The 13,026-nt window shown below is 40.9% G+C and carries 10 protein-coding genes and 1 other RNA gene; 5 read left to right on the forward strand and 6 right to left on the reverse strand.

Going from position 1 to position 13,026, the window contains the following annotated elements:
- The first annotated feature begins 130 nt into the window (after positions 1-130).
- Both MURRU_RS16875 and leuB read left to right on the forward strand, forming a co-directional pair.
- Positions 131-1,303, forward strand: a complete 1,173-nt coding sequence (locus MURRU_RS16875) for a 2-isopropylmalate synthase (protein WP_083816293.1) — start codon at positions 131-133, stop codon at positions 1,301-1,303.
- 17 nt (positions 1,304-1,320) lie between these two features.
- Positions 1,321-2,439 (forward strand): 3-isopropylmalate dehydrogenase, encoded by a 1,119-nt coding sequence (leuB, locus tag MURRU_RS16880; RefSeq protein WP_014034695.1) that lies wholly within the window; start codon positions 1,321-1,323, stop codon positions 2,437-2,439.
- Between the two features lie 333 nt (positions 2,440-2,772).
- On the opposite strand, the gene MURRU_RS16885 is transcribed toward leuB, so the two are convergent.
- Positions 2,773-4,017 (reverse strand): peroxiredoxin family protein, encoded by a 1,245-nt coding sequence (locus MURRU_RS16885; protein WP_014034696.1) that lies wholly within the window; start codon positions 4,015-4,017, stop codon positions 2,773-2,775.
- A 129-nt stretch (positions 4,018-4,146) separates the two neighbouring features.
- On the opposite strand from MURRU_RS16885, the gene pheT reads away from it, so the two are divergent.
- The gene (pheT, locus tag MURRU_RS16890) at positions 4,147-6,558 is read left to right on the forward strand and encodes a phenylalanine--tRNA ligase subunit beta (RefSeq protein WP_014034697.1); all 2,412 of its coding nucleotides are present in this window, start codon (positions 4,147-4,149) and stop codon (positions 6,556-6,558) included.
- On the opposite strand, the gene MURRU_RS16895 is transcribed toward pheT, so the two are convergent.
- Positions 6,559-7,089 carry a fasciclin domain-containing protein gene (locus MURRU_RS16895; protein WP_014034698.1) on the reverse strand — a complete coding sequence of 177 codons (531 nt, stop codon included), beginning with the start codon at positions 7,087-7,089 and terminating at the stop codon, positions 6,559-6,561.
- 217 nt (positions 7,090-7,306) lie between these two features.
- Between MURRU_RS16895 and MURRU_RS16900 the strand changes: the two genes are divergently transcribed.
- Positions 7,307-8,020 (forward strand): membrane protein, encoded by a 714-nt coding sequence (locus MURRU_RS16900; protein ID WP_014034699.1) that lies wholly within the window; start codon positions 7,307-7,309, stop codon positions 8,018-8,020.
- Here the strand turns inward: MURRU_RS16900 and MURRU_RS16905 are convergent.
- Complete coding sequence (locus MURRU_RS16905) at positions 8,017-9,645, reverse strand: ABC-F family ATP-binding cassette domain-containing protein (RefSeq protein ID WP_014034700.1); 1,629 nt, start codon at positions 9,643-9,645, stop codon at positions 8,017-8,019. The two genes, MURRU_RS16900 and MURRU_RS16905, sit on opposite strands and share 4 nt — an antisense overlap.
- 171 nt (positions 9,646-9,816) lie before the next feature.
- Here MURRU_RS16905 and MURRU_RS16910 point away from each other — a divergent pair, with 171 nt between their 5' ends.
- Positions 9,817-11,205 carry a TlpA family protein disulfide reductase gene (locus MURRU_RS16910; RefSeq protein ID WP_245545046.1) on the forward strand — a complete coding sequence of 463 codons (1,389 nt, stop codon included), beginning with the start codon at positions 9,817-9,819 and terminating at the stop codon, positions 11,203-11,205.
- Positions 11,206-11,264: 59 nt separating this feature from the next.
- On the opposite strand, the gene fsa is transcribed toward MURRU_RS16910, so the two are convergent.
- The 3 genes from fsa to ffs form a co-directional block, all read right to left on the reverse strand.
- Positions 11,265-11,921 (reverse strand): fructose-6-phosphate aldolase, encoded by a 657-nt coding sequence (gene fsa, locus MURRU_RS16915; protein WP_014034702.1) that lies wholly within the window; start codon positions 11,919-11,921, stop codon positions 11,265-11,267.
- 39 nt (positions 11,922-11,960) lie between these two features.
- The gene (locus MURRU_RS16920) at positions 11,961-12,770 is read right to left on the reverse strand and encodes an SDR family oxidoreductase (RefSeq protein ID WP_014034703.1); all 810 of its coding nucleotides are present in this window, start codon (positions 12,768-12,770) and stop codon (positions 11,961-11,963) included.
- Between the two features lie 24 nt (positions 12,771-12,794).
- Positions 12,795-12,893: signal recognition particle sRNA small type (ffs, locus tag MURRU_RS17525), an RNA gene on the reverse strand.
- Positions 12,894-13,026: the final 133 nt, after the last annotated feature.

A 13,026-nucleotide genomic window follows, 5' to 3' on the forward strand; every position in this document is an offset into this window, starting at 1 on the left:
AAACTATTGTTTATCAGTTATTTAAATCCTGCCAAAAGCAGTTAAACGTTGTAACATGCTCTCAGCTGTTTTTCGTCTTCAGCCTTCCTTTACTACTTTCGTTAGCCATAGTAAAAAACAGGTTGAGATAATGGGTAAAGATAAGGTAGAAATTTTTGACACAACACTAAGAGATGGAGAACAGGTACCAGGTTGCAAACTGGATACCGAGCAAAAATTAATCATTGCCGAACGATTGGATGAACTAGGAGTTGATGTAATCGAAGCAGGGTTTCCCATATCCAGTCCCGGTGATTTCAAATCCGTGAACGAAATTGCCAAATTGATCAAAAATGCAACGGTCTGTGGATTGACCCGTGCAGTGAAAAAGGACATTGAAGTAGCCGCTGAAGCTATCAAAGATGCCAAAAGACCAAGAATACACACGGGAATCGGAACTTCCGAATCACATATCAAATACAAGTTCAACTCTACACAGGATAAAATTATAGAACGTGCCGTTGATGCCGTGGCTTATGCCAAAACTTTTGTAGAGGATGTTGAATTCTATGCAGAGGATGCTGGCCGTACCGACAATGAATTTTTAGCCAGAATCTGTGAGGCTGTTGTAAAAGCCGGAGCAACCGTACTTAACATTCCTGATACTACAGGATACTGCCTTCCAGAAGAGTATGGTGCCAAAATGAAGTATTTGAAAGAAAATGTAAAAGGTATAGACAGGGCCATTCTTTCCTGCCATTGCCACAACGATTTAGGATTGGCCACCGCCAACTCCATCGCAGGTGTTGTGAACGGTGCAAGGCAAATTGAATGTACCATCAACGGTATTGGGGAAAGAGCCGGAAACACTTCCTTGGAAGAGGTTGTGATGATAATGAGACAACATCCGCACTTGAATTTGGATACCAACATCAACAGCAAATTGCTTTGGGACACCAGTACCATGGTTTCTCAAAAAATGGGAATGCCTGTGCAGCCCAACAAAGCGATTGTTGGTTCCAATGCATTTGCACACAGTTCCGGTATTCACCAGGATGGGGTAATCAAACGCCGGGAAACCTACGAAATCATTGATCCTAAAGATGTTGGGGTCAGCGAATCTTCCATTGTATTGACTGCAAGAAGTGGACGCGCGGCATTGGCTTACCGTGCCAAAAATGTAGGTTACGAGCTCACAAAACTTCAATTGGATACGGTTTATCAAAACTTTTTGAAGTATGCCGACGTTAAAAAAGAAATTTTGGATGAGGACATCCACGAGATTGTTGAAACCAGCAATATCGGAATGAAGAGCATGGCTTAAATCATGGTTGCTGCTATATGGTATTGAAAATCGCGTTGCTTGCTGGAGATGGAGTTGGACCTGAAGTGTTGGCTCAGGCGGTAAAATGCCTAAAGGCCGTTGAAGAGACCTTTAATCACCATTTTATTTTTAAAGAAGCTCCTGTTGGCGCCATTGCCATGGACAAAAAGGGAGTACCTCTACCCGACTCCACACTCAGATTATGCCAAGAGTCGGATGCCGTTCTTTTTGGCGCCATTGGCGACCCAAAATACGATAACGACCCCGATGCAAAAGTGAGGCCCGAGCAAGGATTGCTTCAATTGCGAAAGGAGTTAGGGCTATTTGCCAACATTAGACCAGTGTTGTCCCATCCAACTTTATTGGATAAATCCCCTTTAAAGAAAAGGGTAATCAAAGGAACCGATTTTGTAATCTACCGAGAACTTACTGGAGGTATTTATTTTGGGGAGAAAAAATCGAACCCAGAGGGCACCGTAGCTTCTGACCTTTGCGAATACTCCGAAGATGAAATTAGCCGTATTGCCCATTTAGCCTTTAAGGCTGCAAAGGGTCGCAAAAAGAAGCTTACTTTGGTAGATAAGGCCAATGTACTTGAATCTTCAAGACTTTGGCGCAAAGTTGTTACACGAATCGGTGAAAGTTATCCCGAAGTTACCTTGAATTTTTTGTTCGTGGACAATGCCGCAATGCAAATCATCCTCAACCCCAAACAGTTTGATGTTATTTTAACGGAGAATATGTTCGGGGACATTATTTCTGATGAAGGTAGCGTAATCGGTGGTTCCATCGGATTATTGGCTTCAGCTTCTGTTGGTGAGGAAAATGCGTTGTTCGAACCTATTCACGGTTCCTATCCGCAAGCCACAGGTAAAGATATTGCCAACCCGATTGCTTCCATTCTTTCCGCAGCCATGCTATTGGAGCATTTTGGACTCGCCGAAGAAGCGATGGCAGTTAAAATGGCCGTGGACAAGTCTTTAAGGAAAGGGGTTGTTACTCCAGATTTAAGAGAAAACAGTCAATACGGCACTAATCAAGTTGGGGATTTTATTGCCCATAATATTGTGGATATTGAAGATGACTCCCTAATGAACGATGAAAACATCGATTTGGGTAAGTCTACGATTATCTGATGCCCTTATCAAGTGTAAGCACCAAGCTCCAAATCCCCAAATTCCAAACTCCAAATCCCAAATAACTCACCCCCTTGAGGGAATCTTAGGGATGTTTCTTCCGGAATGGACACTCCCGTATGCAGTGGACACGAATTTCACTAATTGCTCGAATCAGGTTTAAGTGCAAGAACAAAAGAAAGAAAAACATGAACCAAGACTCACGACTAAGTTATTGAGTTACTGTATTACTGCCCACTGCAACTGAGAACTGCTAACTGGCTTCCGACATCCAACCTCTAACACAAAACCCAAGCCGTAGCCTTCTTCACTGGTAAGTCCACAATATTTTAACTAGCTCTCAGTTTCAGGTGCTTCAGAAGTCAGCTCTTTGATTATTTTATTGAACTCTTTTTTGAATTCCACAAATTTTTTGCCTGTTGCGGGGCCATTAAAACCTGTATGGATTTTACGTACCTCTCCTTTTTTATCAATGTAAATAGTAGTAGGGTAAGAAAGTATATGGTTCAGCATCGGCAATTTTTCGTTGGCCTTTTGCTTGTTAGATGTTCCGTATTGCGCCAATAGAACTGGATAAGGTACTTCCTCTCGCTCCTTGAGTCTTTTTATGCCCTCAAAGGCTTTCTCCTCCGTTTTTGCGTATTCGAACGCCAATCCCACAAATTGCAAATCCAAATCTGGATTGTTTTTGAGGAAATCCACATAAAACCGTGTTTCATCCAAACAATTGGTACACCAGGTTCCCATTATCTGAACCAGCACTACCTTGTTATCAAACATTGGGCCGTCCAAACCCACCATCTCTCCATCTGAATTTGGAAAAGAAAAATCGAACTTATCATAACCTTCACGCAAATAAGTGAGGTCGTTGGAATCTGGAAGTTCAAAAGCTTCATTTCTGGCACCCATAAATTCTTGGACAGCATGTTTTCCAGAATAAAACTTACCATCCAAAGTGCTATCGGTCACTTGTGCCAAAAACAAAAATACGTGCGAACCATCAAAAGCGGAAAGTTTCATACTATCCCCGGTAACAACGCCATCCAAATAGCGATAATCCCCTGTTTTGGTCCTAAAAGTACCTTTAACCTTGTTCCCGTTCTGCATAAAAATGCCTTTTGCAGGATATTCATCTTCAGTATTTACCTTAAAATAGGTTTCCCAAATACCCGAAATATTAACAACTGCGTCCTTTTCTGCCTCAAAACGATCTTTTGCTCCGTAAGTGGCCCTAAAGGGAACACTTCGCTCCTTACTTTCCTCAATAAACTTCCCTATTATTTCATTGGATGTATAGGTGCCAGATATATGACCTTCAAAAATCGGCATCCGAATATCGATGGAATCTCCATTAAAGGTGAATTCATCAATAGTGATAACTTCTTCTGCATTGAATACTTTCATCTCGTATCCGCCATCTTCATTTTGTGAAAGCGTAAATTCAAAAGGCAACTGTTGCGATTCGGAAACTTCAATTTTTCCCAGCCAATCGCCCACCTTCAATTTAGTTTTTCCATCATTTACACAAGAGGTCAATAAGACTATAAGTCCTACCATTGCCAACCCTATCTTATTCATACAGTAAAAGATTTTACCTAAATGTAGGAAATACATTTTAAAACAAAACAGACCTTACGGTTTATGGTTATTATTATCGTTGAATCTGTTCCCCTATTGTTATATATTTGTCCCCTCTAAAAATGGGGTATGAAGATTTCTTACAACTGGTTGAAGCAATTTTTGCAAATTGATTGGGATGCTCAAAAAACAGGCGAACTTTTAACGGATTTAGGTCTGGAAGTTGAGGGCATATCACAATTTGAATCAGTTAAGGGTGGTTTAAAGGGCATTGTCGTGGGACATGTGCTTACTTGTGAAAAACACCCAAATGCGGACAGACTTAAATTAACCACTGTTGATGTTGGGCAAGAAGCCCCGTTACAAATAGTTTGTGGTGCACCCAATGTGGCAGCTGGGCAAAAAGTGCCTGTGGCCACTGTTGGCACTACTCTCTATACCAAAGAAGGTGAGGCTTGGGCAATCAAAAAAGGAAAAATTCGTGGCGAGGTGAGCCAAGGCATGATTTGTGCCGAAGACGAAATAGGACTTGGAGAAAGCCATGATGGAATTATGGTGCTAAACGCAGAGCTGGTGCCCGGCACGCCTTGCTCCAAAGTTTTTGAAATTGAAAACGATGAGGTTTTTGAGATAGGACTCACCCCCAACAGATCCGATGCCATGAGCCATTTTGGTGTGGCTCGCGACCTTAAAGCAGGTTTGGAGCAAAAAGAAATTCAAAAGGAGTTGGTAACCCCTTCGGTCAGTAATTTTTCTATTGACAACCGCTCGTTAAAGGTTGATGTAGAGGTTCTGGAAAGTGACCTTGCCCCAAGATATTGCGGGGTTACGATAAGTAATCTTGTAGTTCAAGACTCTCCAGATTGGTTAAAAAACAGATTGAAGGCGATTGGATTGGCTCCGATAAACAATATTGTGGATGTTACCAACTACGTACTTCACGAATTGGGTCAGCCGTTGCACGCTTTTGATGCATCCAAAATAAAAGGGAACAAAGTAGAGGTAAAGACCTTGCCCTCTGGCACCAAGTTTACGACCTTGGACGAGGTAGAGCGCGAACTGCATGAAGATGATTTGATGATCTGCGACGCAGGTAGCCCTATGTGTATTGCTGGTGTTTTTGGTGGGCTTCACTCCGGAGTTACCGAGCACACTACCTCTATATTTTTGGAAAGTGCCTATTTTGACCCAGTTTCCATAAGAAAAACAGCTAAAAGACATGGCTTGAACACGGATGCCTCCTTTAGGTTTGAAAGGGGCATTGACATTGAAATGACCAAGTATGCCCTTAAAAGGGCTGCACTTTTAATCAGGGAAATTGCAGGAGGGTATATTACTTCAGAAATTGCTGATTTATTCCCCAAAAAACCACAGGAGAGACAGGTCTTCTTAACTTTCAATAAAATCAACTCACTGATTGGGCAGGAAATTCCGCAGGATACCATAAAATCCATACTTTCCGCATTGGAAATACGAATCAACAACGTTACGGAGTCTGGACTGGGCCTTACCATACCAACATACAGGGTAGATGTTACCAGAGAGGTTGATGTGATCGAGGAGATTTTAAGGGTTTATGGTTACAACAATATTGATTTTAAGGAAAAACTGAACGCCTCCATTGCCAAATCATCACGTTTTGAAAACTACAGGATTCAAGATGTGATCGGAGATACATTGGCCGCGAAAGGGTTCTTTGAGATTATGACCAATAGCCTGGTCTCGTCCGATATTGCTTCAGAAGATGAAAGCGCCGTACAGATGTTGAATCCGCTGAGTTCAGATTTATCTGTTCTTAGAACATCAATGCTACATTCTGGGCTTCAAACGGTCAGCTACAACCACAACAGGCAAAAAACAGACCTCAAGCTGTTCGAGTTCGGTAAAACCTACCACAAAGTGGGTGGAAATCACCAAGAAAAACAGCACTTAGCCATTTTCATTTCTGGGGAACGCACACAAAGTAGTTGGGCCGTTGCCTCAAGAAGGTCAGAGTTTTTCTATTTAAAAGGTATTGTAGAGAATGTTTTTGAGCGTTTGGGCATAAGGGATATTGACACAAAACCACTAACGGACTCGGATTTTGCCGAGGGAGTTTCCTATGTGAAGAACGACAAGGTTTTGGTGTCTTTGGGACTGGTCGGAAAGACAGCTCTAAAGCGATTCGACATTAAGCAAGAGGTATTTTATGCTGATTTGGATTGGGATGCCATTCTGGAATGTGTCAGCACCCAAAATATAGCTTTCAAGGAAATTCCTAAGTTCCCAGAGGTAACAAGGGATTTTGCTTTGTTATTGGATGATTCCGTTTCTTTCCAAAAAGTGTACGACATAGCCTGGAATACCGAGAAAAAACTGCTTAAAAAGGTAAACCTGTTCGATGTGTATACTGGTAAAAACCTTCCTGAAGGAAAAAAATCCTATGCGGTGAGCTTTACTCTAATGGACGATAAAAAGACTTTGACAGACAAGCAAATCGAAAAGATAATGGGTAAACTATTGTCGCAATACCAAAAGGAATTGGGGGCGGAACTTCGCTAATTACATTTGTGCAGGTAGGATAACACTATCAATTTCGTGAACCACACCTTCATTTTCTAATTTTAGATCGGCCGCTGTGATTCTAGCAGTATTGCCAATGGGGTCGGTGAGCACAATATCATACCCATCCAAATGTGCAGTTAATTTTTTCCCCTGAACGGTTGTGAAACTGGCCATTCCATTGCCTCTTCCAATGGCACGCAACATACGGGAAGCCGTAAGTTGCCCAGCAACAATATGGTAAGACAGCAAAGATTTTAAGGCCCTTTTATCTTCCGATTTGATCAATTCCGCTATTTTATTGTTCGAAAATTTCTCAAAGGCGGCATCTGAAGGTGCAAAAATGGTAAATGGACCTGATTTTTGAAGCAAAGCACCCAATTCGGTGGCGTTTACAGCACTCAATAAAATTTTATGATTGTCCAGCTTACTGGCGTATGATAATGCGTTGGAAGTATTTTGAGCAGTAGTCGTATAAATAGAAAAAGCCAAGCAAAGGCCGAGCAAAAATTTTGTTACGGGGGTACTCATAAAGTTGGTCGAATTTTAGGGCTTGTTCTTTTTAGTATGCTTATACGATTAACTACCAAAAACTTCGATAAGATACATTTTTTTTAATGATATCACTCACATTTTTTACCCCTAAAATCCATTTAACACAAACTTAACATTGTGTTTTTCTGACAAATGTCAGAATCGAAAATTCAATTCCTTAAATTTGAGTGTATTACTAAAAAACTGCGCGATTTTGAAAGGAATAAACATAGAGCACAAACTTCAAAACAGGAGAGGTAAGAAATGGGATAGCGAGCAAATTTTGGCCGAAGTCCAGCAGATTTTGAGCGAAGATTCCAAAAAAGAAGAGCAAATAGCCCATCAATTGGGTTCAAAAAACAATGTTCGCGCCAATGATTTTGATTTTGACCTATTGAAAACGGAAAAAATCTTCCATATTGATCAAATCAAAGAAATCTGTATTGATTACCGACTGCGATTTTTGAACAGCTCTTATTTTAAAGGTAAGATTCCACAAGAAGCTATTTCCAAAATCAAACTCTTAGAAACTATCCACAATACATCGCTAAAAGGTTTCAAAGTTATGGCTCCTTCCAAATTGTTTAAGCTGGAAGACAAGGACGACCCACTCCTCTTTGCCCCAATCGGAAACGATTATTACTATTTGATCCACAAATGGGGCAACGACCTTCATCCATTGAGAAAACTGTTTGTTTGGCCCTTTAAAAACATTTCGAATTTGGTTCTCGTGGTGCTATTGATCAGTTACTTTGTAACGCTTATGGTTCCAGAGGGGCTGTTCTCCAAAAAAAATTCTACGGCAGAGTTTTGGATCATCTTCTTTTTTATGTTCAAATGCATTGCGTCCATAGTAATTTTCTATGGATTTGCACTGGGCAAAAACTTTAACCCAGCCATTTGGAAAAGTAAATATTATAACGCTTAAACAGTAACGGCGTACATTTTTTCACGCTGCTCCTTAATGGATTTATCGGACATATAATCGTCAAACGTTAAGTAGCGATCAATGGCTCCATTTGGCGTCAACTCGATAATTCTATTGGCTACCGTGTTCACAAATTCGTGATCATGCGTAGTAAGCAGAATGGTGCCCTTAAAGTTTTTCAATGAATTGTTGAAAGCGGTAATACTTTCGAGGTCCAAGTGGTTTGTAGGCTCGTCCAACATAAGAACATTGGCACGAAGCATCATCATGCGGCTGAGCATACAACGCACTTTTTCACCTCCAGAAAGTACCGTACATTTTTTAAGTGCCTCTTCACCGCTGAAAAGCATTTTTCCCAAGAAACCTCTAATGTAAACCTCTTCTCTTTCTTCTTCGGTCTTGGCCCACTGACGAAGCCAATCCACAAGATTAATATCTTCTTGGAAATAGGATGAGTTATCCGCAGGCAAATAGGATTGAATGGTGGTCACGCCCCATTGAAACTTGCCGCTATCGGGCTTAACTTTATCTGCAATAATATCGTAGAACGCTGTTGTAGCACGCGAATCTTTAGACAGAATGGCCACTTTATCGCCTTTGGCCAAGTTGATGTTCACATCTTTGAACAACAAATCTCCATCCTCTGATGTAGCAGATAGCTTCTCTACGTTCAAAATTTGATCCCCAGCTTCTCGCTCGCGGTCAAAAATAATGGCAGGGTATCTTCTACTCGATGGTTTTATATCCTCTATCTTAAGCTTGTCCAACATTTTTTTACGGGACGTGGCCTGCTTACTTTTGGCTACGTTGGCACTAAAACGCTGAATAAACTCATTGAGTTCCTTGGCTTTTTCTTCGGCCTTTTTGTTCTGTTGGGCTCTTTGGCGGGCAGCCAGTTGGCTACTCTCGTACCAGAACGTATAGTTTCCGGAGAAAAGATTGATTTTTCCAAAGTCGATATCCGCAATAGTAGTACAAACGGCATCCAAAAAGTGCCTGTCGTGAGAAACCACAATTACCGTATTGTCGTAATTGGCCAAAAAGTTTTCTAACCAGTTGATGGTATCGTAATCCAAATCGTTGGTAGGCTCATCCATGATCAGCACATCTGGGCTACCAAACAAGGCCTGGGCCAAAAGCACCCGTACCTTTAATTTAGAATCCAAATCGCCCATATTGGTATAGTGCAGGTCTTCCGTAATTCCAAGATTGGATAGCATGGCGGCGGCATCACTATCCGCGTTCCAACCGTTCATTTCCTCGAACTTTACCTGTAACTCACCAATCTTTTCTGCATTTTCATCGGTATAGTCAGCATACAGGGCATCTATTTGCTTCTTTATTTCGAACAATGGCTTGTTTCCCATCACCACAGTTTCCAAAACAGGGTATTCATCGTGAGCATTGTGATTTTGCTCCAAGATGGACATTCTTTTTCCTGGCTCTAAATGTACATGGCCCGAAGTGGGATCCATCTGTCCAGATAAAATTTTAAGAAACGTGGATTTACCAGCGCCATTGGCGCCAATAATGCCGTAACAATTCCCTTGGGCAAAGGTTACGTTAACTTCATCGAACAAAACTCTTTTGCCAAACTGTACGGATAAATTCGATACTGATAACATGCAACTATCTTTATTTTTTGCAAAAGTAGCTAAATGTGATTCGTAATTCTAATTTTAAAACGCATATTTAAACGATGTAAAATAACCGTTCAGCAACATTTAACTACCCCTTAACAAGTTTAGCTTCTTGGGTTGCTTACTTTTGGTTGTCAAATGAATCGTTCCCTGTATATGGTAAGATTTTTACTCGGCCTCACCTTAATGTCAACTTTTGTATCGTGCTCTGATTCTTCAGAAAGCGGTTCCTCAGTTTTTTTTGGTGGTGAAATTGTAAATCCGACTAGCGATTATGTGGTACTTTACCACAACGATTCTTATGTGGATTCCGTAAAGCTCGACGATAAAAACCACTTTTCTTTCAACTTGAATAACATTGAGGATGGGCTCTATCATTTTGATCATGCCCCAGAACTTCAGTATGTATACTTGAGCCAAGGCGACAGTCTTTTGGCCCGCTTGAACACTGTAGAGTTTGATGAATCTTTGGTGTTCTCGGGAACAGGTAGCGAAATCAATAACTTTTTGATAGAGATTTTCTTAGCCACCGAAAAAGAGGAACCGATCATAAAAAGGTATTACAGCCTAGATCCTGAAGGTTTTAGTAAAAAGATAGACTCCTTGCATGCCCTAAAAATCAAACAGCTTGAAGAGTTGTCAACGGACAATTTGCTCTCAACCAAAGTTTTGGCCATGGCAGAGGCTTCCATAGATTACAACACCTATATCAACAAAGAAAAGTATCCCTTCTATCACAAAAAGGAAACTGGTGAGGAAACCATTCATGAACTTGGGGATGATTTTTATGGTTATCGAAAAAGAATAGACTTCAACAATAAGGACCTTACCTATTTTAGGCCCTATTTTGATTTTATGAAGTGGCATTTTGGCAATATGTCCTACATGATATGTTTGGAAGATTGCTCCACGGATAAGAAACCTGTAAGTGACCGTCTGCACTTTAACAAGCATAAACTTGCCCTAGTGGATAGTTTGGTGAACCAAACAGAGCTTAGGGACATTCTTTTTAGGAACGTTGCCGTGGACTACCTACTACGGGAACACAACCCAAGTAAAGAGGCCACTATTTTTATTGATAAGTTTAAATCCCTCTCCACCAACGAGGAGCACAAGGAAGAAATTGAACTGTTGTACAACGGCATCAAAAACTTACAGCCAAACACAACACTTCCAGACATCATGGTCAAAAATTTTAATAACGAAGAGGTCTCTCTAAAAGATTTGGCCAATAAAAGGAAGAGTACCGTATTCTATTTTTGGACCGCCGACCAAAAGAGACACTTTATTAATGTAAACAAGCATATTATTACTCTGGAGGAAAAATACCCACACTACAACTTTGTAGGCATTAACCTAAGAACCAGTCACTCGCAATGGAAACAACTTATGGACGAGTACAAGCTGGACAAAAACAAGCAATTTTACGGGGAAAACTTCAAAGAACTACAAATGGCCATGATCATTGACGGGCTCAATAAGTGTGTTATTGCAAAAGACACAGTAGTAGTTGATGGCTTTGCCAACCTTTTCACTTCTTTATAAATAAAAAAACCCCGAATTTACATTCAGGGCCTCTTTTTAAATTTTTTCTAGATTCCTTATTAGGAATTTCCTTTTTTGTAATCTTCCAGAAACTTGGCCAAACCAATATCGGTCAATGGATGTTTCAACAATCCATCAATAGAAGATAGTGGACCTGTCATAACATCGGCGCCCAATTTAGCGCAATCGATCACGTGCATGGTGTGGCGGATGGATGCAGCCAATATTTCGGTTTCAAATCCGTAGTTATCATAAATTAAACGGATTTCTGCGATTAGGTTAAGACCGTCTGTGGAAATATCGTCCAATCTTCCCAAGAAAGGGGAAACATAATTGGCACCTGCTTTGGCTGCCAATAAGGCCTGACCCGGCGAGAACACCAAAGTACAGTTGGTACGGATACCCTTATCCGAAAAATATTTCAATGCTTTTACACCATCTCTGATCATGGGAACCTTCACCACAATTTGCTCGTGCAGTTCAGCTAGTTCCTCGCCTTCTTTGACCATTCCATCAAAATCGGTGGCCACTACTTCGGCAGAAACATCTCCATCAACAATATTGCAGATGTCCACGTAGTGCTTTAAAATATTATCTTTTCCGGTAATACCTTCTTTCGCCATAAGGGAAGGATTGGTGGTTACACCATCCAACACACCCAGTTCTTGGGCTTCCTTAATTTGATCAAGGTTGGCAGTATCAATAAAAAACTTCATTTCTAAGTATTTATAAATTGTTCACTAATACGTGTAAAATTACAACTTATAATGGTTGAGGAGTAATTTTTCGTAGACTTTGTCGGGTAATATCTTCTTTAACCTAAGGGAAAACTTTTGCAAAAATGCTCCGACAGGGTTGTGTACTTTTGGTTTTTCCTGGTTGATGATTCTATGTACGGCCTCAGCTACCTGTATAGGGTCTCCCCCACTATCCACATCGTTATTAATGGCTTTTAAGGTTTGAGAATACCTTTCTTCGTAGGCCGAACCTTCTATTACGGGGGAATGGTACCTGCCCGATGCAATGTTTGTTGCAAAATCCCCTGGCGCCACATTGGTTATAGTGATGCCAAAATCCTTGGTCTCCATACGCAACGCTTCGGTAATAAGTCCTAAAGCACCTTTGGTGGCGGAATAAAATCCGCGATAAGGCAACCCCATATATCCGGCAATGGATGTTATATTGATGATGGCTCCCCCACCCTGTTTGCGCATTTGTGGCAAAACGGCCTTCATCACATGTACGGGGCCATGAAAATTAGTATCAAAAACATGAAGTATTTCCTCGTGTGGTGTTTCTTCAATAGGACCTGTAATGCCAACACCTGCATTGTTGATCAACACATCCAATCTGTTTTCTTTGGAAATTACATAGGAAACTGCCTTTTGAATGCTTTCCACATCCTTTACATCCAACTGAACAAGTTCAAAATCCTTAAAATCGGGATAGTTTTTTGGATTGCGTGTAGTACCATAAACGGTAAATCCTTTTTGGGTCAAATATGTTCCGATGGATTTACCAATACCTGAAGAACCGCCGGTGATCAGTACAATTTTTTTATCCATGATCATCTGATTTTTGGGTACAAAAAAAGGCAAGCTACCTACATCGCACCGCTACGACCACATACCCTTGCTGCGTTCCCGCCCTGGGGGATTCTGCAGGAGCTGGTCGTGTAGGACTTGCCGACTGCAAATATACGACCTTTTATATTTGTGACAATCCCAATTCATTCTTAATTTCGGTGTTTTGGATCAATAGCGTCCTAAACGTTTTTTATACCCAGCCTTGTATTTTACTAGTGATACCAGTATATCAAGA

Origin of the sequence: Allomuricauda ruestringensis DSM 13258, from assembly GCF_000224085.1 — a bacterium.
Classification (GTDB): Bacteria; Bacteroidota; Bacteroidia; order Flavobacteriales; family Flavobacteriaceae; genus Flagellimonas; species Flagellimonas ruestringensis.